The organism is Acinetobacter legionensis, assembly GCF_048551735.1.
In the GTDB taxonomy this organism is placed as follows: domain Bacteria; phylum Pseudomonadota; class Gammaproteobacteria; order Pseudomonadales; family Moraxellaceae; genus Acinetobacter.
Map to the genome: position 1 here is coordinate 82,889 of NZ_JBIMBV010000007.1, position 25,514 is coordinate 108,402.

Here is a 25,514-nt window from a genome sequence, read left to right on the forward strand (position 1 = left end):
TTATTCTCATTTTATTTAAAAATAAAAAACTCTGTATTGTTTAATTGATGATTTAACAATGCATAACGAAAATCACGCATTAATTGTGATGATAACTCTCGCTTTTGCTCAACCAGCATTTTAAATAACTGTAAAAACTGACCATGACTAAATACCAGTAAATGATCATGTTGATAATGCGCTTTTAGGGAATCCAAGTGCACAATAAAGTCCGTAACGCGATAATAAAAATTTGCAAAAGATTCAGCACCTTCACTTGTAACTAAATTGACATCTGCTTGATTCCAATAATCATCTACCCAAGGTTTTCGTTCCTCTAAAGTGGTATTTTTACATCGCATATCGGATAAGTAAGAAAACTCATGGATATCCAAAATTTGAGGTGTAATCTGATCACGTAATAAAATTGGGTCAGCTGTTAGACGTGTACGGATAAATGGAGAGACATAAATCTGCTTTGCTGGAGGTAAAACATCAATAAGTTTTTGCGCCTGTTCATGTCCATATTCGGTTAAGGGAATACTTGCATGTGACTCAGTTTTACCATTTACATTCCCTAAACTTTGCGCATGGCGAATTAAATAAATGCTCATATCAACCTTGACTATTTTAATTTTTAGACAACATTTTGAAAAGAATGATAATTCAAAATGAATCATCTGGAATTAACACACGTTTTCAGAACAACATTTGAAAAAGCAAGTCATATTAGTGCTCAAGAAACAAAGTTTTCTCTACTGCTCTTCGATTTACTAAACCTTGTACCGTTTTGCCACCTGCCTTGATCCAAACATCAAATTGATGACTGGCAGCGTGATAATCAGAGGTATTCAATAATTTTAATAAGGTTGAGTTTTTAAAAGCACCAATACCTATGTTATAGCTCAATGAAACCAACGCATCAAACTGATTTTGATTTAAAGGAACGTTTACAGCAGCACTTACTGCTTGTTCAAAACGCCTAAGATCATGTTGCATATAGTTTTTTGCTTGTTCAATGGTACAAGTATCCCCATACTGAACAGCTTTTCCATGCGGGTAAATCGTTGTTCCATAACCGATAGTACAAACCCCGACGCCATCATCATAGGCTTTGAGCTCTAATCCCTCAAAACCACAAATCAAATCTACACCTTGAGGGCTGACTTGAGTAATTTGATCTTGTGCAAAGCCAATCTCAGTAGCACCTGTATCCACGGCCACTGCAACGTCTGAACGAGAATAAGCTTGATGATATTTATTCAAATCGCGCTGTTTTTCATTCAATAGTTTTGAAAACAAAGTAGAAAATAACTTGGAAAAAAATTTAGACCAAAATTGCGTCATCAATAAAACTCAAAAAAAGAAAAGGGTTGTATCGCTGTACCTATACCAACCAATATTAAACATAGCTTTTTAAATTAATAAAGTTGTCTTTGGTTGCATTACGTAGAGACATATTGATTTCAAATAAAATAGTGCCTCTCTTATCATAAGAAAGGCATTTTTAAATTCGAATTATCTTGAATTAAAACAAGAAATAACGCTGTGCCATGGGTAATACTTCAGCAGCTTCACAAGTTAGATGTACACCATCGGCACGAACTTCATAGGTTTCAGGATGCACATCCATCACAGGACAATAGCTATTATGCTTCATGTCTTGTTTAGTGATGTTTCTGGTATTTTTACAAGGTGAAATTAACTTCCTTAATTGTAATTTTTCAGCAACACCTAGTTCAATTGCGGCCTGTGACAAGAAAGTAATACAGGTATTGTGCACACCTCTTGGATATGCCCCAAACATTGGACGGTAATGTACCGGCTGTGGTGTTGGAATTGAGGCATTAATATCTCCCATTGGCGCTGCCGCAATCATTCCACCTTTAATGATCATTGATGGCTTTACCCCAAAAAACTCGGGTTTCCACAACACCAAATCAGCAAGTTTCCCTTCTTCTATAGAACCAATTTCGTGGCTTAAACCATGAGTAATGGCAGGATTTATTGTATATTTTGCAATATAACGCTTCACCCGATTATTATCATGATACTGATTATCGCCTTCTAATGGTCCTCGTTGCACTTTCATTTTATGCGCCGTTTGCCAAGTACGTAAAATCACCTCACCCACACGCCCCATGGCTTGAGAGTCAGAAGACATCATTGAAATTGCGCCGAGATCTTGCAATATATCTTCTGCGGCAATCGTTTCACGACGAATACGGCTCTCAGCAAATGCGACATCTTCAGCTATCGCTGGATCTAAATGGTGGCAGACCATGAGCATGTCTAAGTGTTCATCAATGGTATTGATAGTATATGGGCGGGTTGGATTGGTTGAAGATGGCAAAACATTTGCCTGACCAATGGCTTTTAAAATATCAGGCGCATGACCGCCACCCGCGCCCTCAGTATGATAAGTGTGAATAGTACGATTTTTAAATGCCCCCAGTGTTTCTTCAAGAAAACCACTTTCATTTAAAGTATCGGTATGAATCGCAACTTGTACATCATATTCATCTGCCACAGTTAGACAATTATCAATTGCAGCAGGGGTAGAACCCCAGTCTTCATGCAATTTCAGCCCCACCACACCTGCTTTAATCTGCTCCGCAATCGGTTCAGGTTGACTTAAATTACCTTTACCCAATAAGCCAATATTCATAGGTAAATCATCAATGGCTTGCAGCATGGTTGAAATATGCCATGGCCCTGGTGTTACCGTTGTCGCCGATGTTCCTGCAGCGGGACCAGTACCACCACCAATCATGGTTGTTGTTCCTGACATTAACGCTGTTTCAACTTGTTGTGGGCAAATCCAGTGAATATGGGTATCTATTCCACCTGCTGTAAGTATTTGCCCTTCACCGGCAATCACCTCAGTGGCCGCACCTAATGGAATGGTAATATCGGGTTGAATATCCGGATTGCCAGCTTTACCTATTTTCCAAATTCGCCCATTTTTCAATCCTACATCGGCTTTAATAATTCCCCACCAATCGACAATCAATGCATTGGTAATCACCGTATCTGCAACATCTGCTGCAAGTAATTGAGATTGCCCCATCCCATCGCGAATAACTTTGCCGCCCCCAAATTTAACTTCTTCACCATAGGTGGTGAGATCTTGTTCAACTTCTATAAAAAGTTCGGTATCTGCTAAACGTACTCGATCCCCAACGGTAGGACCAAACATTTCAGCATAAGCTCGACGCGACATTTTCATTTTGATTATCCTTTTAGTCCAACTTACCCATCACACGCCCTGCGAAACCATAGACTTCACGTTTTCCGACCAGTGCAACGATTTCAACATCACGTCGCTGCCCCGGCTCAAACCGAACCGCTGTACCCGCTGCAATATTTAAACGAAAACCTTTGGCACGTTCACGATCAAATTGCAAAGCATCATTGGCTTCATAAAAATGAAAATGTGAACCCACCTGAATCGGTCGATCACCTAAATTTGACACTGAAATTTTCAGTACTTCACGACCGACATTCATTTCAATATCACAATCAGGTGTAATAATTTCACCAGGGATCATGTGCTTATCCTAATTTTTTAAAAAGTATTCTATATAATCGGTTGGTGGACTGTGACGAGCTTCGAGCCATCTGGAAAAGTAGCCTCTACCTGCACTTCGGCAATCATCTCAGGCACACCCTCCATCACATCATCACGACTGAGCAAGGTAGTGCCAAAATGCATCAACTCACTGACAGTCATTCCATCTCGCGCACCTTCAAGCAGTGCTGCGGAAATAAATGCAATAGATTCAGGATAATTGAGTTTTAGTCCACGTGCTTTACGACGTTCTGCAACCAAACCCGCTGTAAAAATCAGCAGTTTGTCTTTTTCAGTAGGATTGAGTTCCATATGTGTTTCCTAAAGTTCTTGCATTTTTTATGCAAAATATGTGCTCAGTTTTAAATTAAACACGCAGATTTTATTTCTAAAAGACGAACTTTAAATGAATCAAGTTCGCCAAATTCGTGGAAATGCTTCATCCATATCAAACCAATATCGCCTCAATCTGGCACGAATTGCTGCAAAAGCATCATGACAATGTCGAACATCATCACCTAAAAAACGTGCACTGATGACATCCCCCAATAAGGTTAACCTGACAGGCATATCCATTCGCATCATCAACTCACGAATTAAATCGATATGTGCCTCTAAATAAATGTTTGCTCGGAATTTTTCAGGAGGAACTGCCCATAAACTTCCCATAACGGCATGATTATTCATGCCTAGACAAGAACTTAGCCAACGATCATTGCCTTTAAAACTCAATGTGTCTGCCACCAGTAATTGCTGATTTCGCCATAATTTTAAATGACTGTGATAAGCACCAGATTGGAATTTTTCATTTCGAGCTTGTCGACCAATCACCAACATATCCCAACCGATAAAGCTTGCTGTCTGATCAAGCTGAATCAAGGTTTCTGAGTGAGCATTGGCACCATCAAATAACATGGTTTCTTGAGGAAGCCATTCAAACACAGCATTGTGTTTAACTGAGATATGGATATGTTGATAAGCTTGTTTGCCATTGGTTCGATACCATTTACCTGCACCAGGGGTCGTGACTAAGGCATGGGCAGCAACATCAACATTAATCTCAAATGTTAAATGATCGCCACCTGCAATACCCGCAGGCGGATGGACAATAATCGCATGACAAATCCCAGTTTTTTCAGGCCAAAGCATCTTTTGCACACGTACAGGTCCAAAATGTCTACGATGGGCTAGTACTGTCCGCTCAGTTTGAGCCTGAAAACCCAATTCTAGTTTTGCATACCAAAGGCGCTGATCAGGAAGATGTTCCACTAAACTTATCATGGCCGCCTTTATAAATGGATATCAGCAATTAAGCGCTTAAACATTAAGCCAAACCAATAACTGCAACGACCGCAGCCAAAGTACCAATAATTTTCTTGCCATATGGAACGTACTTTTTAATAAAAGCACCAATGCCTAAACCACCCGCATAGATCAATGTCATTGCTGTCACCATGCCTAAAATCAGTAAGCTGGCATGACCGGATTGGCCTAGTTCAGTTCCATGCGCAACACCGTGAAAACTTGCCAATAAAACTGCTGCAATAGGTAAAACTTGATTTGTTTTTGTCCAAAGCGCTACAGCCAGTAAAACCAATGAAGCAATGATGCCGTATTCAGCAATTGCTGCTGGAATAAATCCTTGGCTACCGATCATAAAACCAACCACCATCGCTGAAGCTAAGCCTATCAAGCCAAAAAGCTTCCAGCGTTGATTTGCTGTCCACATCAATACCCCAAATGCGATTGCCATCATCAAATGATCTAAACCTGTAAATGGATGAATAAAGCCCGGCCAAAACCCAGTATGGTGATCATGTCCAGGATGAGCCAAAGCCAATACAGGTAAATATGCAGCACATGCCATCAGAGTTTTTTTAAAAATACGCATTCAAATTCTCCTTTGATTATTTTTAAATTCAAATAGTTACAATTATTTTAATATCGCGACTAAGCTTTAAATAAACCTTGTTTTTCAATAAACTCAATGATTTGGTTTAAACCAGCTTGAGTTTTCATATTTGAAAATAGAAAAGGTTTATCACCACGCATGCGTTTTGCATCTTGATCCATCACATCGAGATTTGCACCGACCATTGGGGCTAAATCTGTTTTGTTAATAATCAATAAATCCGACTTGGTAATTCCTGGACCACCTTTACGTGGGATCTTTTCACCACCTGCAACATCAATCACATAAAGGGTTAAATCAGATAATTCGGGACTAAACGTAGCGGCTAGATTATCTCCACCACTTTCGATAATAATCAGCTCTAAACCATTAAATTTTTCACAAAGATCATCAATTGCAGCCAAATTAATTGAAGCATCTTCACGAATTGCAGTATGCGGACAACCACCTGTCTCAACACCAACAATACGTTCTGGTGACATCGCTTCATGACGAGTTAAAAAATTAGAATCTTCTTTGGTATAGATATCGTTGGTCACAACCGCCATATTATATTTGTTGCGTAAAGCAAGGCATAAATTTAGGGTTAATGCTGTTTTACCTGAACCAACAGGACCACCTATTCCAACACGTAAAGGGCTACGTTCTGTCATCATTTTTTCCTTTTCTATACTTCATTCTCTATAAAAGTAGGGAATGAACCGTGTCATTTATGATCTAAATAATCGTGAATATAAAGTTTCATGCGACATACTTAACATCGCATAATTGGGCAAGGCACTACTTAGCGCATCATCTTCTAAGGCCAAGGCACGTACTACGGCTTGAGGAATTAGGGCATGTAAGTGCCACAAAATTCTTTGACCACTCATTTGCCCTAAAGGGACAGTTTTTACTGCACCTAGCACTTGATTTTCTAAAACAGTAAAGCTATATGCTGTTAGGACATCCACCAGATTAAGCTTCAACGTTCCGCATAAATGTGCGTAAACTGGTACAAAACCAAACTGCTTTTTAATCTCAGGTTGCTGTTTTAAAACATCACGAATCCAAGCATTCAAAGAAAATGCCAACTGCTGAGATTCAGCCCGTAATTCTTTTGATTCACGGCTTGCTTTATAAAAGTTAGCCCAATTTAAAAATTCTACCTCGTCTAAATAATGTTGCATTAAACGTTTTAAAACGGGTAGTTCAAACCTAACCAGCAACATTTCCAGTACTTCTTCAAAATAAGCGATACTGCTTGCTTCATCATGAATCAAACCCTGATCAATCGCACTTTCCACCCCTTGCGAATAGCAATATGCACCGATGGGTAAGGCTGTCGATGACAAGGTCAATAGACTTAGTAGTTGCGATGCGTTAGTGATGGACATGATGTAAAGCCTTAATTGGGCTTAAACGATGATCATGCTGATGTTGGGAATATGCCCCACTTTCAGGTTCAAATGGATGTTCTACTTCATCTACTGTCAACCCTAAACCTTGGATCATTTCTGCAAGGACATGATCAGGTTCAAAATAAAGTGCAGTTGGGGAAAGCATTAACGGAACATGGCGATTTCCCAGATGATATGCAGCTTTAAGTAAATCAAAACTATCCAGTGTAGAAACTCGCATTAATTTTTCAGCTTTGGCATCTACACGTAACACTTCACCTTGTTCAGTTGCAATATAAGAACCACTACGCAAAATGCCCGTACGCGGTAAATCTGCACCAATATCGTGCCCATTATTTAAAGTTGCACGAAAACGGCTCTTTTGGCGAGTATCAAAAGTCAATTCAATACTTTCAGCCTCAATGTTTGACTCTATATGGTCTAGACGTTGCGTATAAATTTTCATACTGATCCACTTTTCTATGGCACTTGATTTAAAATGTTCCAAATTGATGCCAAAATTTTATTCATAAATATTGGTTTGCATTAAATTAAAGCATTTATCATGCCAGTTTTTAGAATCTTAAGAATTCAAAATACATCTTATTCAGAACACCAACCTAAAACCTGAGATCAAATTTATATGAATAAAATTTCAATAAAAAATAAGGACAATTAAACGTTACAAAATAAAACCATAATAAAATTATGTGTATTTCACAAAAGCTTGAAATAACACACTTTTGATCAACTAAAATTCTCATCGATAATTTGCGACTAACAACACAATGTGTTATCAATGAATAAATAATGACGGGGTCTGTTGACAATTCGTCTAGATTTGCGACTACGTGTGTTTTTTTGGTGATACTAGGCACGAAGTATGAAATTTAGTCATTCTAAATGAATATTTCGTAACGACGTAGCGGCAAAAAACACGCTAGTCCCGAAGGGTTGTGGCTAAATTTATCTCAGTCTGCGTTATGAAACTCGAAAATAGTCTCGCTATTCTCTTCGTTTCCTGCCTTGTCTGCTCAATTTTAGCCTACAACGCAAACCCTTTATGAAATGTCAACAGCCCCCTTAAAAGGAGAAACTTATAATGGCTTATCAACATATCCTTCTTGCTGTAGATGACTCTCCTATTTCTTATGCTGCACTTGAACATGCAGAGAAACTTGCACTTGCTTTTAACTGTAAAATTACTGTGATGAGTGTAATCGCAGTTGATCCTTTTAAAGGCGTCGATTTTTATAAAATAGCGCCTGCTGTAACTCAATATTTATTTGAAGCTGAAAAAAATGCTTTAGCACGTTTAAAAGATATTCAAGAAACTTTAGTTCACCATGGTGTAACAACAGTAGATACCAAAGTGGTACGTGAAGTTCCTCCTGCTACTGGAATTTTAGATGTTGCAGATGAACTAAATGTGGACCTTATTGTAATGGGCTCCCATGGACGTACTGGTCTGAAAAAATTCTTCTTAGGGAGTGTTGCACAAGAAGTGTTGTCTATTTCTCCACTGCCTGTGTTGATTATTAAATCTACCCAAGAAGAAGCTTAGTTTTTATTTGAAATCTTAATTAAAAAGGTGTGATTATGAGTTATCAAAATATTCTTGTCCCAGTTGACGGTTCTGACATTTCTTTTTCTGCATTAAAACATGCTGCTGCGATTGCAAAAGCCTTTGGAAGCAAAGTCACTGCGATCAGTGTCGTTGCTGAAGACCCTTTTGCAGCTGCTGATTTTTACTATTCGCCAGATATGTTAAAAGATTACATTGAAGAAGCAATTAAAAATGCGGAAGAAGGTTTGGGCAAAGCCAAACAATTGGCTGAACAGCAAGGTGTTCAGATTGATACACAAGTCGTGAGAGACTCGGTTGCAGCAGAAACCATCATTAAAACTGCTGAATCATTAAATACAGATTTAATTATCATGGGATCACATGGGCGTAAAGGCTTCCAGAAATTTTTCTTGGGTAGCTTTGCGCAAGACGTACTAGGTCAAACTAAACTCCCTGTATTGATTGTCAAACAGTGATTGATTAAATTATCAGATAAATAAAACCCAGTTTAGCTGGGTTTTATTTATGCAATGTCCATAGCAAAGACAACTTGGGAAAATTATTAAATCGCGATAACTTTGACTAAAATGGTTTGAGATTCTTCAAAATCATCAAAAATTTGCTTACGGCTAAGTTCTTTGGACTTTACTTTAAAATTATGATTTTGATAGTGAATGATATCGGGAATTTGATCAAAATAATTTCCTTCGGCTTCAATACTTTCTTCAAATAAAGCGGTGCCAAGCTGATATTCTCTACTTTTTAGGACAACATACTTAACTGTCGTTTTCATGATTCGTACTCCATTTTCATATGCACTTTATTTTTATTTATATCACCTTTTGGCAGGTTTGAAATATATAAATTCACCATATTGCACAGTAATTCTACGATTGGCCCAAAAAAGGAAAACCCACCTGTTGAAGAGTGGGTTGACTGCATATTTACAGACTTTACGCTGATTATTCTTTTAAACTTTTTTTGATTGTTATTTAATGCTTATTCTTGGTTTTTGTTGTTTGTGCAGACATTATGGCAAATAAATATGACAAACCTATTTCAACCACAATTTCTTTTTAGTTATTTTATTATTATTGATAAAAATCAATCTAACATATTAATTTTTATAATTAATTAAATAAATACACGATGAGTATGCCTACTTTCCACATAGTTTTCTTGCAAATTTTTTCAATTTACTTATAGTTAAATTATTGAATATCAATAATTATTTTAGAGTCATACTTATGCTTTTAAAACAATGTTGTGATCTGCTTGAAAGAAAGAATTTAACAATCGCATTTATTGAAAGTGCAAGTTCTGGTTATTTATCCAGCCAATTTTCGATCTATAAAAACAGTGGTGCAGATATTTTATTAGGCGGTTTAGTCAGTTACGCCCCCTCTATTAAAATTTCAATTTTACAAGTTGATCCATCCCTCATCGAAAAATATAGTGCTGAATCAGTTGAAGTTACTCAAGCAATGGCAATTCAAGGAAAAAAGCTCTTTACAGCTGCAGATATCATTGTTAGTTGTACGGGCTTACTTAAACCAGGTGGTAGTGCGAGTCTTGAAAAACCAGAAGGTACTTTCTTTATCTCAATCTATTATCAAAACAGGTTATCAAATTTTAAATATTTTATTGAAGGTGAGCCGTTGACTCGACTAAATCAATTGACTGAGAATATTGCAAAGGAAATATTAAAAATCTTAAATATTGTTTAAGATTTATGCTATGCCTTAACTAAAATACAAATTACTGAAATATTTAATTCACTTTTTAACTAAAAAGCGTTAAATTTTACCTAGATTATCAACATATCAATAACACAAATGAACTTATTAGGAAGCGGTATGAAACTTCAATTTGCAGTAATTTCTTCTTTAGCATGTTTAACTTTGGCGGGTTGTGCTGGCTCTTATCCAGAAAGAGTTGTTACAAAAGGCCCTTTAATCTGTGAAGCAAATGAAGTTTGCCCTGAACTATCTATGCGTTGGAAAGATGAAGTCCGTGATGGCTTTAAAATCACAGCAGAAATTAACAACCCAACAAAATATGATATTACCCAATTTGTTTTCTTAGTGGATGGCCAACCATATACATATTCAACCATTAACACGACCCAATATGCGGGTACAGTTTCATCAAACTCGATTAATGTTCCAGTCAGTTTTCTTAACTCATTCCGTAATGGTAAAGAAATTTCACTTAAATTGGTCACCAATCAGGGCGATGTTGAACGTTCAATCTTAAAGGCAGATGGTCAACAATCTTCTGCGTACCTAACGTTCTTAAAGGGTTATACAGGTCAAATTGTTACTCAATAAGACTGAGCAGAATAGATATAAAAAAACCAGACAAAATGTCTGGTTTTTTTAACTGAAAATCTTTAACTTAAAATAATGAATCCATTCGCATTGACCTAAATTTGTTAAGTAAAGACAAATCATTTGAAATTTACTCTCATAATTAAAGATATTTCAAAACTAAAATACCCTCTCTTATCTCAAATATATTTGCTATTTAGGTTCAATTGGGGCAAATGGTGCAACCACATCCGCATTTTGTGCACGGTGACGCATAAAATGATCCATCAATACAATGGCAAGCATGGCTTCAGCAATAGGTGTCGCACGCACGCCCACACAAGGATCATGACGACCTTTGGTGAGGACATCTGTATCTTCACGATCTAGATTGATGGTTTTTCCTGGTGTGGTAATACTTGCGGTTGGTTTTAACGCAATCGCTACGCGAATGGTTTGACCTGAAGAAATACCCCCGAGAATACCACCAGCATGATTGGCTAAAAACCCATCGGTGCTAAGTTCATCACGTGTTTGATGACCAAATTGTTCTGCAACTGCAAAACCATCACCAATTTCAACACCTTTCACCGCATTGATTGACATCATGGCATGGGCAATATCAGCATCTAAACGATCAAATACGGGTTCACCCCAACCTACAGGTACTTTTTCTGCAAGGATTTCAAGCTTTGCACCACAACTGGTACCCTGTTCACGCAATGATGTCACCAGCGCTTCAAAACGTTGAACTGCATTGACATCACCACAGAAGAATGGATTATTGGGAACTTCATTCCAATCTAAAGCTTGTGCTTTTTCTGTACCAATTTGCGTCACATGCCCACGAATCACAATCGCAAATTTCTCAAAAAGAAATTTCTTTGCAATCGCACCCGCTGCCACACGCATCGCCGTTTCACGTGCACTTGAACGACCACCACCACGATAATCACGGAAACCATACTTTTGCGTATAGGTGTAATCTGCATGGCCTGGACGGAAAGTTTGCGCAATATTGCCATAATCTTTAGATTTTTGATCTGTATTACGGATCAATAAACCAATCGAAGTTCCTGTCGTTTTACCTTCAAAAACTCCAGAAATGATTTCAACCTCATCTGGCTCTTTACGCTGAGTAGCAAACTTAGACGTTCCTGGTTTACGACGATCTAAATCAATTTGTAAATCTTCAGCAGATAATTCAAGACCCGGTGGCACACCATCAACAATTGCCATCAAGCCTACGCCGTGAGATTCACCACAAGTCGTTACACGGAAGAGTTGTCCAATACTGTTACCTGCCATGCTTACGACTCCTTAAGCTTGAATAGATTGAATAAATAAATCACGGAATGTACGACATTGTTCAGCAGTCAAAGCAAAAATACCTGTACCGCCTTTTTGGAACTGTAACCAGTAAAAATCAATCGTATTAAAATTCTGTTTCATTGCCCATTCTGAGTTACCTACTTCAATCACGATTAAACCGTCTTCAGTTAAATAATCAGCAGCTTGAGCCAACATTTTTCGAACTAAATCCAAACCATCTTGACCAGCAGCTAAAGCAAGTTCAGGTTCATGATGGAATTCATCCGGGAGATCTGCCATATCTTCGGCATCCACATACGGTGGATTTGAAACGATCAAATCATATTGATTTTCAGCTGGAATTTTGGCAAACAAATCTGACTCAAGCAAAGCCACCTGATATTGCTTATTGTGGTGCTCCGCATTAATAGAAGCCACTTCTAATGCTTCTTTAGAAATATCAGTTGCATCTACTTCTGAATCAGGGAATGCATATGCCAGCGCGATCGCAATACAACCTGAACCCGTACACATATCTAAGATACGCTGTGGTGTTTTTGGATTTGGGTTTTCAGGTAAATTATTCACGCCTGCACGTGTTTGTCCATTTTCATCTAAACAATAAGGTGCAAAACGGTTTTCGATCAATTCAGCAATCGGTGAACGAGGAATTAACACACGCTCATCAACATAGAATGGCTTACCAAAGAAATAAGCGAGGTTAAGTAAATAAGAGGTTGGAATTCTTTCATTTACACGACGTTCGAGTAAATTTAAAAACTCAGCTTTTTCACTTGGCAATAATTTTGAATCTAAAATTTCAGCATCCGCCTTCCATTCTAAAGAAAGCGTTTGTAACACCAAGGCAGAACTTTCTGCAAAATAATCTTCTGTACCTTGACCCAAATGTGCATCGTATTGACGTAAAGCTGTAACCCCAAAACGAATAAAATCACGAATTGTTGATAGGTTTTCAGCAGCTTCCTGTAAATGTTCAGGGCTAATAGTCGGTCGATCCACTTAAGGTTTCTCCAAGGTCATATTTTTAAACGCCTTATGATACCTTGTTTTGCATGACATTTATAATGCTTTACGACAATTTACTTAGCAATTATTTTATAGCGCAATAAAGCACTATAAACGATAGCTTTGTTTCTCTAAGATATTGGCTCTATTGACTGTTTGTTTAAGCGCACAATTGTAATACTTCATTTTATAATCATCTGAAACTGATTTATTCGACTCATCACACTGCTGTTCTCGAAGTTTAAGCCATTGTTTCTGATATTTCTTTTGAACTTTCTGTTGCTTATCTGTATACAGGTCCAGTGTCTGTTTAAATAATGATTTCAAACGATCATCTTGTTTACTCAACTCTGTTTTCATACAACTGGCAAGTGTTGCTGAGCTCGAACCTGCCGAATTCATACAGTTTAAATACTCTGAACTATAGCCGATCGCCTGTATTTGCATCGGCAATAATACAACTAAACTGATACCCCAATATTTTAAATACATCCAATTCCCTATCCCAAAATCATTATTTTAATTCAAAAACTCTTAATCCAAAGAACTAAGGCGCTAATTTTAAATAATCAGCTATGTAGAAGAGTGTAAAAGATTTGAAACTAAATACAATCATTGTAGATAAATTGTGGTTAAAAATTGCTTTAAAGCAATCAACTTTGTTACACCATATCACTAATTTTTCAGATTTATTTTCAAGCTATTATTATATGTTTTAAAAAAATCGATCTTCATGGTTATAAAATATCAACTTATTTGTGGCAAAATTGCTGAGATTGAGCGCTTAACTTGAAATTAGGTCATTTCACCTTTATATATACAATAAGTTTTTAAATATTTATGAATTTAGTTAATTTATGAGCTACAAACATAATAACCTCATGGCAATGCGTCAGTCATGGTGGGATGATGAATCCACTCCAAATGTCAAAATTGAAAAGCAATTTTTTCAACAAACCCTTACAGAACAAGGTGTTTATGAACCGGCTTCTCTAGATGATGTAAAATATTTTTTCTTTAGCTTGCCCAGCATTATCATTGTTAAGGGCTATGCACTGGGTTTTACCAATCAAAGTGTTAAGGATCTGATCATTAATTACATTGCTTCTAATAAGCAAGGTTTAATACTTCGGAAAGAGCTCAAAATCCAATTTAGAATGTAAATTTTAATATTGCTTAGGCTATTTTGATGAAATTAATTTAATTCCCCCATTCAGCGAATTGAACTGTTTAAATACAGTCATTCCATGTAATATTCCTTACAATTAGTCATCTTTTTATCTTTTCGAATCTCTTATAAAGGATTTTATCTTCATGTCAGATCAGAACGAAAAGCTCAAACAGTTAAAAACCTCATCAATGGATCGTCGCTTATCAATCGCAAAAGCATCATTATTGGCAGGTACACGCTGGGCAGCTTCAAGTGCGAGTTCAATCTTTTCAAGTGAAGAAGAAAAAGAAAAAAAACGTAAACAAGCGATGAAGGAACAAGCCAATTACCTTGTTCAAGAAATTGGTAAGCTAAAAGGCTCAATTGTTAAAATCGGTCAAATGATGGCGCTTTATGGCGAGCATTTTTTACCTGTAGAAATTACTCAAGCATTAAACACCCTCAATAATCAAACAGTTGCCCTTGCATGGCCTGCGATTAAAGAGCAATTGGTCAGTCAATTGGGTTCAAAACTCAACGATCTCACCATTGATCATGAGCCGATTGGTACAGCTTCTCTGGCTCAGGTTCACCGCGCAACACGTAAGTCAGATGGATTAGAGTTGGTTCTTAAAATCCAATATCCAGGTGTAGCTGACGCCATAGACTCAGATATGAGCCTATTTCGAAATATGCTTAAATTGACACGTATGGTGCCACAAACCCGTGAGTTCGATCAGTGGTTTGATGAAGTTCGTGAAATGATGCATCGTGAAGTTGATTATAAAGTTGAAGCGGCAACAACCCGTCGTTTTGGCCAGCGACTTAAAGAAGATCCACGTTATGGCGTGCCACAAATTATTGATGACTATTGTACCAATCAAGTCCTGTGCATGACCTTTGAACGTGGGGTCCCCATCAACAGCCCTGTCATGTTATCTTTACCGCAAGAGCGCCGAAATCTTTTAGGTGAAGCATCACTTGAAATCGCAGTCCGTGAATTGTTTGAGTGGGGCGAAATGCAAACCGATCCTAACTTTGGTAATTACCTTGTTCGCTTGGGTAATGGTGAAGATATAAAAGACAAAATTATTTTATTAGATTTTGGTGCAATACGTCAGTTTGATGATCAACTCCTTGGTGTTGCCTGTAATTTAATTAAAGCCGGTTATAACCACGATGCTGAAGCTATGGTTAAGGCAATGTCAGGCTATGAGTTCTTTGATGCCATGCCCCTAAGCATTAAACCCGATATGGCAAAAGTATTTTTATTGGCAACAGAAGCCTTTAGTACACCTTTAAATAATCCAGATTTACCCGCTGGCGTGATGGATCAACATAATCGTTATGACTGGAAAAAAAGCCAGTTGCATAGCCGTGTGATGCAACGTGCTTCAAAATCAATGGCTTCACGTTACTTCAGTATTCCACCAAAAGAATTTATGTTTATCAGTCGTAAATTTATTGGTGCTTATACATTTATGACGGTGATTGAAGCAAAGACTAATGTTCGTAAAATGATTGTACCTTTTGTTTAATCTTTTTAGTTTTCATACAAGTTAAAAAGAGATTTTAAAAGTTTTTAAAATGTCACTTTTACCAATACCCAACAAATGTTGGGTATTTTTATTTTAAAATAATTTATAAAAATCAAAATATTAAAAACTTATAAACCCTTAACTCTACCATTCATCTATGGTCAATCAGTTTGTCAGCTTTGACATGGTTTTTTATATTTATGCATGTCAGGATTGATGTATACCGACACTAAAATACAGGGACTTCGGCATGACCAATATGGTAAATAAAGCTCAAGGTTTGGGTTTAAATCTAATTACAAAAATTGCAGGTAGTGATTTACTTGATCAGTTTAAATTGCGCAAATTTATTGAAAGATCTCTTTATCAAGGGTCTAAAGCAGGTTTTAAAACCTTAAGTGCTACACAAAAAGCCTTTAAATCAGATTCAAATGTAACCAAACAACGTTTACCCAACCAACAAAAGTCCCTATTTGATCTGAGCTTGACTGAAGAACAGCAAATGACTGTGGATGCCATGGATCAATTTGCTTCCGAAGTACTTTATCAATTGGCTCATCAAGCGGATCACGACGAAAAGTTTCCAGCTGAGCTTTGGCAACACAGTACCGATTTAGGTCTAAATTACTATGCACTGCCTGAAGCTTTAGGTGGTGTCGCATCTGAAAAAAATATTGTGAGTAATATTTTAATTGCTGAACGCTTAGCTAAAGGTGATTTTTCACTTGCTGCAGGTCTGCTCTCTACTTTTAGTGTCATCAATGCAATTACGCAATGGGGTTCTGAACAAGTTCAATCTGTTTATTTGCCAAATTTTACCAATGATACCGATATTCAAGCCACTTTTGCAGTACAAGAAGCAACCCCTGCATTTAATCCCTTACGCTTAAAAACTAAAGCAACTGCCAACAATGGACAATTCAGCATTACTGGAGAAAAAACTTTAGTGCTGTTGGGTGCAACAGCAGATTTATTCCTTGTTAGTGCAGACTTTAAGGGTCAAGCGGACGTTTTCGTTGTAAAGCGAGATCCAAGTATTACAGTGAAAAAATCACCGGCAATGGGCTTAAAAGCAACTGAAACGGTAACTTTGAAGTTTGACAATACCCCTGCCCAACGTCTAGGTGACGACGATTTTAATTACGCTGCATTTTTAGATTTAGGCAATCTAATGTGGTGTGCAATGGCTGTTGGTAGCTGTGAAGCGGTTAAAGAATACAGCATCAAATATGCCAATGAACGTACTGCATTTGGTGAACCCATTTCACACCGTCAAAGTGTAGCATTTATGATCGCAGATATGGCGATTGAAATTGATGCAATGCGTATGCTGATTTTAAATGCAGCCAGTCTTGCAGAAGCAGGACAACCCTTCCATAGAGAAGCGTATTTAGCCCGTCTACTTTGTGCAGAAAAATCCATGAAAATTGGTACAGATGGTGTGCAAATTTTAGGTGGACATGGTTTTACTAAGGAACATCCAGCTGAGCGTTGGTACCGTGACTTACGTGCAACTGCCGTTCTACATTCTGGCTTACACGCTTAACTTAGAAGATAAAGGATAAAAATCATGAATTTACAAAATCCAAAAAAATTCCAAATGCTTTTAGATCAAGCACATGAAACTGCTTTAAATGTTTTACGTCCAATTTCTCGTAAATACGACAAAGCGGAACATACCTATCCAAAAGAACTCGATATGCTCGCATCGTTACTAGATGGCATGAACGATGGTGGCGATGGACTCAACGCTGGTGCTGCGATTAATAAACGTGGCGATACAGACAGTAATAATAAAAATGGCACAAATATGTCGACTGCATTGGGTGTGATTGAAATGTGTTATGGCGATACAGGCCTATTGCTGACCATGCCACGTCAAGGACTGGGAAATTCAGCCATTGCTGCCGTCGCCAATGATGAACAGCTTGAGCGTTTTAAAGGAACATGGGCTGCGATGGCCATCACTGAACCTGGTTGTGGTTCTGACTCTGCTGCGATTCGTACAACCGCAACCAAAGATGGTGATGATTACATTCTGAACGGTGAAAAAATATTTGTCACCTCTGGGGAACGTGCTGACTCAGTCGTGGTTTGGGCAACTTTGGATAAGAAATTGGGGCGTGCTGCGATTAAATCTTTTGTAGTACCAAAAGGCACACCTGGCATGAAGGTAGAACGTCTTGAACATAAACTAGGTATTAAAGCATCCGATACAGCAGCAATTAGTTTTATTGACTGTCGTGTACCTGGAGTCAACTTACTCGGTAATGCAGAAATTGATGTAGCCAAAGGTTTTGCGGGTGTGATGGAAACTTTTGATAATACCCGCCCACTAGTTGCAGCTATGGCAGTAGGCTGTGCCAAAGCTTCTCTAGAGCGCATCAAAGAAATCTTTAAAGATGAACTAGATCTCGACTATGCAACCCCATATTTGCAAACCTCAAATTTGGCTGCGCAAATCTATCGGATGGAGGCAGAATGGGAAGCTGCACGCTTACTCACCATAAAAGCCACATGGATGGCGGATAATAAAAAACCAAACTCTCGTGAAGCTTCTATCGCCAAAGCAAAAGCTGGGCGTATTTGCAATGAAATCACTTTAAAATGTGTAGAGCTGGCTGCTAGTATGGGTTATAACGAAGATGAATTATTAGAAAAATGGGCGCGTGATTCAAAAATTCTAGATATTTTTGAGGGAACGCAACAGATTCAACAGCTGATTATTGCCCGTCGAGAATTGGGTAAATCTTCAAGTGAATTAAAATAGCCTAGTAGCAAAACTTGTAAATTTACTTAGGGTTTGTTGGCATTTCATAACTAGACAAATTGTCAACAGACCCTATACAACTATTCAAGTGGTAAAGTTTTGATCAGTTGAATTTTTAACTGATCACAAAAGGTAGAATTTTTGTTATAAAAATTCTACCTTTTTTATTTTCATTTACTTATGTACCAAATTAGAACGATACAAATACAAGACAATCCATCGATCGCACAAGTCATTCGTGAAGTATCTAAAGAATTTGGCTTAGCCCCTGAATCAGGCTTCGCAGTGGCCGATCCGATTTTAGATGATTTATATCAGGTATACGCTCAACCTAATGCTCAATACTGGGTCATTGAGGATATAAATGGTCGAGTTGTTGGCGGTGGAGGACTTTCACCATTACAAGGAGATGCAAGCATATTAGAGATTCAAAAGATGTATTTTTTGCCTGAACTTCGTGGTTTAGGCTTTGCCAAACTAATTCTTGAAAAGTGTTTCGAATTTGCACAACAACAAGGCTTTCAATCCTGTTATTTAGAAACTACACAAGATTTATGGCAAGCCATTAAACTCTATGAAAAGTTAGGCTTTAAGCATTTATCGGAACCTAAAGGTAATACTGGTCATAGCCATGTTTGTGAAGTTTGGATGCTTAAAACATTGCTTTAACGCGTCTTGAGCTTGCTCAATTCACTTTGGTCGTATTTTCATTACTTTCAGGACATTAGACAATGTTATTATGATCTGAATCATTCTATATTTTGATTGATATTTCAATACGACTTAAAAAAATGATGACTGGCAAAAACAGTCATTGAAATTGCTTAATGGTGACTTACAATGAAAGAGTTTAGATAATTTAATTTTTATGCGTAGAACATCATTATTTATGAGTATTGTGTGAAATTAAGGGAATGTATAAACAATGTTGTATTTGGAAGATTTAAATATAGGCGATCGTTTTAAAAGTCGTGAGTACGAAATGACTTTGGATGAGGTTTTAGAGTTTGCGCATAAGTATGATCCGCAAATTTTCCATACTGATGCTGAAAAAGCCAAAGATCACCCGATTTTTAAAGGACTTGCTGCAAGTGGATGGCATACGTCTGCAATTACCATGCGTCTTTGGACAGAATGCTTCCCTGTTGCTTATGGCTTAATTGGTTCAGAATCAAGTTTAAGATGGCCAAAACCCACACGTGTGGGCGATAAAATACATGTTGATGTCGAAGTTGTGGCTATCCTGCCGTCTAAAACCAAAAATGATCGCGCAATTGTGACCTATGTAACACAAGCAAAAAATCAAGATGATGATGTATTGTTGATTTCAACCACTAAAATTGTGGTCTTTAAACGCAATTTTGATGCACATTAATCCTAAATTTGTCTTACAATATTTAAGGGTTTTTCCATATCATGACAATATGATTAAACAAGTAAAAACAATGTTCAGAGCAATGGAAAGCACATGAAAACAGTCTCAGCTCGCCAAGATCAGGGAATTCCTGGTGTTTATGGACTATTATTACTAGATATTGTTTCTCGTTGGGGATATAGCGCAGAAACACTTTTCGCACCCTTTAATTTTACCAGTGAACAGTTAGCAGATCCTGAGTGTCGGATCCCAACACCGCTTGCCAATGAATTGATTAAACATGCATTAAAACTTACAGGTGAAAGCACCTTAGGCTTTCATCTCGGTACACAAATGCGTATTTCCATTCATGGCTTTATTGGTTATGCCATCATGACAGCACACGATATTACCGATGCGCTTGTTTTAGCCAACCGTTTTATCCAGTTGCGTATGCCCTTTCTACAATTGTATTTCTCGACTTTTGGTGAAAAAGCCACACTTCAATTGCAATGTGATATCGAAATCGAACCTTTGCGCACAGAAATTGTGATGGGGCTAACCTTTGGTATCATGACCATGGCAAAAGCCTTAACCGGCATTGATTATTTGCATGGCGATATCGATTTTGATTTTCCCAAACCTGATGGTTTTGACAAATACATCGAGAAACTGGCAAAGCAATACAATATGCGTTTTGAACAGCCACATCTCATTGCAAGTTTTGACAAATCCTACTTGGGCTTAAAAATGGTCAATGCTGACCCGATTGCCAGTCAAATTGCGATTAATCAATGTGAAGCAGAACTTTCAGCTTTGGGTGAAAGACGTCGTTTGGCGATGCGTGTACGTGATATCTTGACCCATTCGGAACAGCATTATTTAAGTATTGAAAATGTCGCAGATCGTCTGCATATGTCAGACCGTACATTAAAGCGTCAGTTGGCTGCCGAAGGTACTTCTTTCTCTACACTGGTAGATGAAGTACGTTATCGCCATGCCACATCGTTACTTTCCCGTACTGACTATACACTGGAACAAATTGCAGATGAACTCGGTTATAGTGATGTTGCAAACTTTAGTCGTGCATTTAAACGCTGGAGTGGTCGTAGCCCAAGTAGTTGGCGCAAAGACCCATACTTATAATGTGATTTATCACGATTATTTGTTTCGATGAATAAGTTTATCAGTATCTCTGCTTTCTGTTTTGATTAAAAAACCTGTATAACTCGTGCCAAAAATAAATTGATTAATGGAGTCATTATGAATCATCCTTCAAATTTGAAATATGCAGCTACACATGAATGGGTAAAAATTGAAGGTGATCTTGTGATTACTGGTATTTCTGACCATGCTCAAGATGCTTTAGGCGACTTAGTCTACGTTGAAGCGCCTGAAGTGGGTAGCCATATGGTTGCTGGTGCTCAAGCTGGTGTAGTTGAATCCGTTAAAACAGCATCTGATATTCATGCGCCTGTTTCTGGTGAAGTTGTAGAAGTGAATACTGCCCTCGAAGATGATCCTGATTTTGTAAATGACGACCCGTATGGCAAGGGTTGGATTTATAAAATTAAACCAGACAATATTACAGATGTTGAAAAGTTACTCAGCAATAGTGAATATGAAACTGGGCTTTAATTTTTAAAATCCTAATGCTTAAAAATAATGTTTAAACACAAAAAGATCAGATGAGTCTGGTCTTTTTGTTTTCCCAAATTTTAATAACTTAATTTGTTATTTTCTTAAGTCTAATCTAGTTAGTACTGGATACTCTCTAAAACAACCATTTGCCCAGCCACTAATCATCGTCTGTGCATGGAAAGCTGAAATTAGTGCTGCATACATTTCTTTAAACATGTAATGATTCTTTTGTAAGACTACTGCATTTGATACAGCACAGCCTTCCCCAGTTGCAACTGGGCTCTTTAATTCAATTACAAGTACATTCCAATAATCATGGATTGTGATTGCACTAATTTTTGAGTTATAGAAACCACTATTTGCAAATACAGAACTGCAAAATAGTAGATTAAAGCAGAATGCTATAAGTATATTTTTCATGTGTTGACCAATTTTTATATTTTAAATGATTATAACAAGAATGATCCAATTATCAATTTATACTATAAAATATAATCATATTTTTATCTGAGTTAAAAAATGAATAAATATGATGAAAAAGTTATTCGGGCTTATCAAACAGAATCTACCATTAGAGTATATCAAGCTTTTTCTTATGAATTAGCCTCATTAGCAATTAGAAATAAATCATTTAAGGATAATCCTCATTTCAAAATGACTAGAATGACATGGATAAAGCCTTCATTTCTTTGGATGATGTATCGCGCTGGTTGGGGACATAAAGATAATAAGCAACAAAAAATTTTAGCAATAGATATATCAAAAGAGGGCTTCGACTGGGCATTAAGTCATAGTTGTTCAAGCCATAAGCCTATAGCAATTACAGAAGATGAATGGAATATAGTTAAATCCAAAACTCCTGTAAGAATACAATGGGATCCTGAACGAAATTTATTATTAGAACCTTTAAAATACAGAGCTATTCAGATCGGTCTAAGTGGAATTGCAGTTGAACATTACATCAATAAATGGGTAACTGATATCATTGATATAACAAAAGAAGCAAAAGAAATCTCTAATTTAGTAGTAGAGCATAAATTTAAGGAAGCAAGCTTATTACTTCCTAATGAAAGTATTTATATTCCAGATCAAACTATTGATGTGGCTAAACTTTAATTCCTAAGATCTTATATTGTTCATCGGCAAATCCTCTTAGTGTTGGGTCTGGATCATTAAGAAATTGATTCAGATATTCCAAAGCTTTGGGACAAGAAATATTTCTTCCGAATCCAAAGAAAGCCCTTCTTGCAATTGATCTCTCCTCAAAACCTACTAAATATTGGGGTACAAATATTATAGCTTCATATAAAAAATCAATATATTCACAACTCTCTTGCCTAGAAAATGTATCAATAATGTTTTCATGCTCATGGTGCCATTCACTAAAGTATATTTTTTTAATAAAAGAAAATAATTCTGATTCCAGTTTTCTACCATCTCTAAATAAATAGCCCATTCCTATCGCCAATGCAAACTCTTCTTTATTGTCATTAGCTAATTTGAATAATTCAGCCCCAAATCTTTGATTATCCTCAATATCTAAATCAAGTATTTTTTTAAACCTATATTCACTAATTCTCCCAAAAGCATAATTTTCGATCGCAGTTTTTTGCTCTACACTTAAACTCATAACACAACTCCTAAAACTATCTTGGAACTTCTCTGAATCTTATAATATTTTGATAAAATTGATATCAATGCTTTCTATCAAATAAGTTTTTAAAATTAAATTCAATCAAAAATAAACCAAAAATAGTTATAAGGCTTGCAGGTAAAAGATAAATCCACCCGTCCTTCATTTCCTTAAAGAAGCTTTTTGAATATAAATAACCAAAACCAAAACTACTATCATGATAATAAACTGGAATCCAAATAATAAAAACAAACAAAAAAGAAATAGAATAAAAAAGTTTTTTATTTTCCTTCTTAGATGCACACAAATAAAAAAATAACAATATTATATTAATATAAAAGTTCAAATAAGGCATATACAAACCAATAATCAGACTATGTAAAAAAGTCAAAAAAATTCCAAAAATAATAGCAATGAAATCCATTAAATTATTAATCATACTTGCTCCATATTACTATTTAATATTAATTTTATAATCACGCCCTGTTGCCGTTTTCAATGCTGATTTTGTAGCATCATACCATATATTATTAATTACTTTATCAGATCCCCACCCCAAAGATTGGAGCTTACCTGTACCCTCACCATAATTATGAATCAATACATTACCCCCTCCTAAATCCTGAACCCCTCTAATTACTATTCCTGGATATAATGAGTGATCTGGTCTTGTAATATTTACAACCCACGTAACACCACTATTTCCTGTTCTTAAAAATGAATATACATTATCGGGAACATTATGTATTAAAGTCTTAGATGTTGCCATGAATGTTCTAAAGTTAAATCCACTAGGATTCGCAAGATTAAAAGTTCCACCTATTGTTGCTGGTTGAGCATTATCATTTGGTGTTGGATGTTGTATCAAATAAAATCTTAAATTTAAGATTTCCATTTCGCTCAATCCACTAACAAAAACACTTCTATTATAGATATGATAATCAATGTTATTTTTCAAATAACTAAATCCAGCTTTTGCACTAGGAACACTAAATGTTGAGTGATCATAAAAATCCGTATTGAATTCAGTTTGGCCAAGATAATCTCTTGCCTCTTTTCCATCAGGGTCTTTAAAACTATAACTATCATTCCATCCATATTGATAACGATTGGTCTGTCCATGACCTTTCATAATAAAAGTCACGGGATCAGGCTGATAAAATCTTCCTAATACTGGGTTATAGTGACGTTGCTTTAAATAAACCAAATCATCAGCATCTTGAACCCCACCAACAAAAGCATTCGGGTTCTTTAAGTTGCTTGGTTTCTTGTACTGTAGTTGTTGACCAAAAGGGCTTTGTTGCACAAAGGTATTCTTAAAGTCTTCTTCAGCAATATAATTTCCAAATGAAGAAACCTGCACCCAAAATCTATCACACAACCAATTGGCCCTCTTATAACCAAGCTTTAATAAAGCGAGGAAATATTTCAATTTGGTTTGATCCTAAGACTCAATGGTATGCTCAGTCACAAGCTAAGCATGGAAGAAATCAAACCTATTCCGATAAAGCAATTCAATGCTGTTTGATGATCAAATCTCTATTTCGCCTTTCTTTACGTATGGTCACAGGCTTTGTTCGAAGCCTTATTCAGCTCTGTGGTTTAAGTTGGACAGCACCAGATTACACTACTCTTTGTAGAAGACAAAAGCATGTTGATATTCAAATTAACTATCAAAAAAGTAATGATGGGCTGCATCTCCTTGTCGATTCCACTGGCTTGAAGTTTTTAGGTGAAGGTGAATGGAAACGTAAGAAACATCAGCCTGAATATCGTCGGCAATGGCGTAAACTTCATATTGGTATCGATGCTAAAACCCTGCAAATACGGGCTGTGCAGCTTACAACGAATAATGTCAGTGATTCAAAAGTATTGGGTGATCTGTTGAATCAAATCCCATCTGATGAACGAATTGATTCTGTCTATACGGATGGAGCATATGACACGAAATTGTGCAGACAAGTGATTTCAGATCGTCATGCACATGCCGTAATTCCTCCAAGAAAAAATGCAAAGCCATGGAAAGATAAGAAAACAGGATCTTTGGAGAGGAATGAATTATTAAAAACAATCAAACGTCTAGGAAGAGCGCTTTGGAAAAAGTGGTCTGGGTATCATCGACGTAGCTTGGTCGTAACCAAGATGCATTGCATCAAATTATTGGGCGATAAACTCAGTGCAAGGAATTTTGACAGTCAGGTCAATGAAATCCATGCACGCATAGCCGTCTTAAATAAATTTACAGAATTAGGCCGACCTCATACCCAAATTGTCACTTAAATTTGAGTAACTTAGGAAAACTATATCTTTAAAGTCTTTATGCAACAAAGCCCTTTAATTGTGAAATATCATATAAATCATAGCAACTAAAGAG

Annotated in this window: 31 protein-coding genes and 1 pseudogene; 14 read left to right on the plus strand and 18 right to left on the minus strand. The window is 36.8% G+C overall.

All coding sequences use genetic code 11. From position 1 onward, the window contains the following. Positions 1-11: 11 nt before the first annotated feature. The 10 genes from ACG9ZL_RS08080 to ureE form a co-directional block, all read right to left on the minus strand. Positions 12-593: a histidine phosphatase family protein gene (locus ACG9ZL_RS08080; protein WP_336951053.1), complete on the minus strand. Its 582-nt coding sequence runs from the start codon at positions 591-593 to the stop codon at positions 12-14. A 115-nt stretch (positions 594-708) separates the two neighbouring features. Continuing rightward, a complete protein-coding gene (locus ACG9ZL_RS08085) occupies positions 709-1,326 on the minus strand; it encodes a lysozyme (protein ID WP_419359697.1) in 618 nt (205 codons plus the stop codon). Positions 1,327-1,507: 181 nt separating this feature from the next. Then, positions 1,508-3,208: an urease subunit alpha gene (gene ureC, locus ACG9ZL_RS08090; protein ID WP_419359698.1), complete on the minus strand. Its 1,701-nt coding sequence runs from the start codon at positions 3,206-3,208 to the stop codon at positions 1,508-1,510. A 13-nt stretch (positions 3,209-3,221) separates the two neighbouring features. Continuing rightward, entirely contained in the window at positions 3,222-3,530 is a 309-nt protein-coding gene (locus ACG9ZL_RS08095) for an urease subunit beta (protein WP_336951050.1), read from the minus strand. 29 nt (positions 3,531-3,559) lie between these two features. After that, positions 3,560-3,862, minus strand: coding sequence for an urease subunit gamma (ureA, locus tag ACG9ZL_RS08100; RefSeq protein ID WP_336951049.1), 303 nt, complete (start codon positions 3,860-3,862; stop codon positions 3,560-3,562). Between the two features lie 99 nt (positions 3,863-3,961). Continuing rightward, entirely contained in the window at positions 3,962-4,831 is an 870-nt protein-coding gene (locus ACG9ZL_RS08105; protein WP_419359699.1) for an urease accessory protein UreD, read from the minus strand. A 43-nt stretch (positions 4,832-4,874) separates the two neighbouring features. Then, a complete protein-coding gene (locus ACG9ZL_RS08110) occupies positions 4,875-5,441 on the minus strand; it encodes a HupE/UreJ family protein (RefSeq protein ID WP_336951047.1) in 567 nt (188 codons plus the stop codon). A gap of 59 nt (positions 5,442-5,500) precedes the next feature. Next, entirely contained in the window at positions 5,501-6,115 is a 615-nt protein-coding gene (gene ureG / locus ACG9ZL_RS08115) for an urease accessory protein UreG (RefSeq protein ID WP_336951046.1), read from the minus strand. A gap of 57 nt (positions 6,116-6,172) precedes the next feature. Continuing rightward, positions 6,173-6,838, minus strand: coding sequence for an urease accessory protein UreF (locus ACG9ZL_RS08120; RefSeq protein WP_419359700.1), 666 nt, complete (start codon positions 6,836-6,838; stop codon positions 6,173-6,175). Further along, positions 6,825-7,307, minus strand: a complete 483-nt coding sequence (gene ureE, locus ACG9ZL_RS08125) for an urease accessory protein UreE (RefSeq protein WP_419359701.1) — start codon at positions 7,305-7,307, stop codon at positions 6,825-6,827. The genes ACG9ZL_RS08120 and ureE overlap by 14 nt, the downstream gene beginning before the upstream one ends. Before the next feature lie 636 nt (positions 7,308-7,943). Here ureE and ACG9ZL_RS08130 point away from each other — a divergent pair. Further along, positions 7,944-8,405: a universal stress protein gene (locus tag ACG9ZL_RS08130; protein ID WP_004720286.1), complete on the plus strand. Its 462-nt coding sequence runs from the start codon at positions 7,944-7,946 to the stop codon at positions 8,403-8,405. Positions 8,406-8,440: 35 nt separating this feature from the next. After that, positions 8,441-8,884 carry a universal stress protein gene (locus ACG9ZL_RS08135; protein WP_336951042.1) on the plus strand — a complete coding sequence of 148 codons (444 nt, stop codon included), beginning with the start codon at positions 8,441-8,443 and terminating at the stop codon, positions 8,882-8,884. 86 nt (positions 8,885-8,970) lie between these two features. Here ACG9ZL_RS08135 and ACG9ZL_RS08140 read toward each other — a convergent pair whose 3' ends face one another. Beyond that, positions 8,971-9,201 carry a hypothetical protein gene (locus ACG9ZL_RS08140; RefSeq protein ID WP_336951041.1) on the minus strand — a complete coding sequence of 77 codons (231 nt, stop codon included), beginning with the start codon at positions 9,199-9,201 and terminating at the stop codon, positions 8,971-8,973. 454 nt (positions 9,202-9,655) lie between these two features. Here ACG9ZL_RS08140 and ACG9ZL_RS08145 point away from each other — a divergent pair, with 454 nt between their 5' ends. Together ACG9ZL_RS08145 and ACG9ZL_RS08150 are read left to right on the plus strand one after the other, a co-directional pair. Continuing rightward, a complete protein-coding gene (locus tag ACG9ZL_RS08145) occupies positions 9,656-10,135 on the plus strand; it encodes a CinA family protein (protein ID WP_419327240.1) in 480 nt (159 codons plus the stop codon). 129 nt (positions 10,136-10,264) lie between these two features. Then, positions 10,265-10,738 (plus strand): hypothetical protein, encoded by a 474-nt coding sequence (locus ACG9ZL_RS08150; protein ID WP_004821699.1) that lies wholly within the window; start codon positions 10,265-10,267, stop codon positions 10,736-10,738. A gap of 192 nt (positions 10,739-10,930) precedes the next feature. Here ACG9ZL_RS08150 and aroC read toward each other — a convergent pair whose 3' ends face one another. The 3 genes from aroC to ACG9ZL_RS08165 all read right to left on the minus strand — a co-directional run bounded on the left by aroC (position 10,931) and on the right by ACG9ZL_RS08165 (position 13,546). Beyond that, entirely contained in the window at positions 10,931-12,025 is a 1,095-nt protein-coding gene (gene aroC / locus ACG9ZL_RS08155) for a chorismate synthase (protein WP_336951039.1), read from the minus strand. 12 nt (positions 12,026-12,037) lie between these two features. Continuing rightward, positions 12,038-13,048 (minus strand): 50S ribosomal protein L3 N(5)-glutamine methyltransferase, encoded by a 1,011-nt coding sequence (gene prmB, locus ACG9ZL_RS08160; protein WP_336951038.1) that lies wholly within the window; start codon positions 13,046-13,048, stop codon positions 12,038-12,040. A 114-nt stretch (positions 13,049-13,162) separates the two neighbouring features. Further along, positions 13,163-13,546 (minus strand): lysozyme inhibitor LprI family protein, encoded by a 384-nt coding sequence (locus tag ACG9ZL_RS08165; protein ID WP_419327241.1) that lies wholly within the window; start codon positions 13,544-13,546, stop codon positions 13,163-13,165. Between the two features lie 365 nt (positions 13,547-13,911). On the opposite strand from ACG9ZL_RS08165, the gene ACG9ZL_RS08170 reads away from it, so the two are divergent. The 8 genes from ACG9ZL_RS08170 (at position 13,912) to gcvH (ending at position 21,504) form a co-directional block, all read left to right on the plus strand. Next, positions 13,912-14,217: a hypothetical protein gene (locus ACG9ZL_RS08170; RefSeq protein ID WP_336951036.1), complete on the plus strand. Its 306-nt coding sequence runs from the start codon at positions 13,912-13,914 to the stop codon at positions 14,215-14,217. A gap of 151 nt (positions 14,218-14,368) precedes the next feature. Next, positions 14,369-15,742: an ABC1 kinase family protein gene (locus ACG9ZL_RS08175; protein WP_419359702.1), complete on the plus strand. Its 1,374-nt coding sequence runs from the start codon at positions 14,369-14,371 to the stop codon at positions 15,740-15,742. 259 nt (positions 15,743-16,001) lie between these two features. Beyond that, a complete protein-coding gene (locus ACG9ZL_RS08180; protein ID WP_419359757.1) occupies positions 16,002-17,288 on the plus strand; it encodes an acyl-CoA dehydrogenase family protein in 1,287 nt (428 codons plus the stop codon). Between the two features lie 24 nt (positions 17,289-17,312). After that, positions 17,313-18,512 (plus strand): acyl-CoA dehydrogenase family protein, encoded by a 1,200-nt coding sequence (locus ACG9ZL_RS08185; protein ID WP_419359703.1) that lies wholly within the window; start codon positions 17,313-17,315, stop codon positions 18,510-18,512. A 180-nt stretch (positions 18,513-18,692) separates the two neighbouring features. Next, positions 18,693-19,181, plus strand: a complete 489-nt coding sequence (locus tag ACG9ZL_RS08190; protein ID WP_336951032.1) for a GNAT family N-acetyltransferase — start codon at positions 18,693-18,695, stop codon at positions 19,179-19,181. Between the two features lie 256 nt (positions 19,182-19,437). Next, positions 19,438-19,887 (plus strand): MaoC family dehydratase, encoded by a 450-nt coding sequence (locus ACG9ZL_RS08195; RefSeq protein ID WP_336951031.1) that lies wholly within the window; start codon positions 19,438-19,440, stop codon positions 19,885-19,887. Positions 19,888-19,980: 93 nt separating this feature from the next. Next, a complete protein-coding gene (locus ACG9ZL_RS08200; RefSeq protein ID WP_004720255.1) occupies positions 19,981-21,012 on the plus strand; it encodes an AraC family transcriptional regulator in 1,032 nt (343 codons plus the stop codon). Positions 21,013-21,129: 117 nt separating this feature from the next. After that, positions 21,130-21,504 (plus strand): glycine cleavage system protein GcvH, encoded by a 375-nt coding sequence (gene gcvH / locus ACG9ZL_RS08205; RefSeq protein ID WP_419359704.1) that lies wholly within the window; start codon positions 21,130-21,132, stop codon positions 21,502-21,504. 96 nt (positions 21,505-21,600) lie between these two features. Here gcvH and ACG9ZL_RS08210 read toward each other — a convergent pair whose 3' ends face one another. Continuing rightward, positions 21,601-21,927, minus strand: a complete 327-nt coding sequence (locus ACG9ZL_RS08210) for a hypothetical protein (RefSeq protein ID WP_336951028.1) — start codon at positions 21,925-21,927, stop codon at positions 21,601-21,603. 99 nt (positions 21,928-22,026) lie between these two features. On the opposite strand from ACG9ZL_RS08210, the gene ACG9ZL_RS08215 reads away from it, so the two are divergent. After that, the gene (locus ACG9ZL_RS08215; protein ID WP_419359705.1) at positions 22,027-22,623 is read left to right on the plus strand and encodes a DUF4291 domain-containing protein; all 597 of its coding nucleotides are present in this window, start codon (positions 22,027-22,029) and stop codon (positions 22,621-22,623) included. Here ACG9ZL_RS08215 and ACG9ZL_RS08220 read toward each other — a convergent pair. The 3 genes and pseudogenes from ACG9ZL_RS08220 to ACG9ZL_RS08230 all read right to left on the minus strand — a co-directional run. After that, complete coding sequence (locus tag ACG9ZL_RS08220; protein ID WP_419359706.1) at positions 22,613-23,137, minus strand: hypothetical protein; 525 nt, start codon at positions 23,135-23,137, stop codon at positions 22,613-22,615. The two genes, ACG9ZL_RS08215 and ACG9ZL_RS08220, sit on opposite strands and share 11 nt — an antisense overlap. Positions 23,138-23,201: 64 nt before the next feature. Beyond that, the gene (locus ACG9ZL_RS08225) at positions 23,202-23,579 is read right to left on the minus strand and encodes a hypothetical protein (protein ID WP_419359707.1); all 378 of its coding nucleotides are present in this window, start codon (positions 23,577-23,579) and stop codon (positions 23,202-23,204) included. 615 nt (positions 23,580-24,194) lie between these two features. Beyond that, a pseudogene (locus ACG9ZL_RS08230) lies at positions 24,195-24,572 on the minus strand (RHS repeat-associated core domain-containing protein); the annotation flags it as partial. Between ACG9ZL_RS08230 and ACG9ZL_RS08235 the strand changes: the two are divergent. Continuing rightward, positions 24,488-25,420, plus strand: a complete 933-nt coding sequence (locus ACG9ZL_RS08235) for an IS5 family transposase (RefSeq protein WP_419359708.1) — start codon at positions 24,488-24,490, stop codon at positions 25,418-25,420. The pseudogene ACG9ZL_RS08230 and the gene ACG9ZL_RS08235 sit on opposite strands and share 85 nt — an antisense overlap. Positions 25,421-25,514 lie beyond the last annotated feature (94 nt).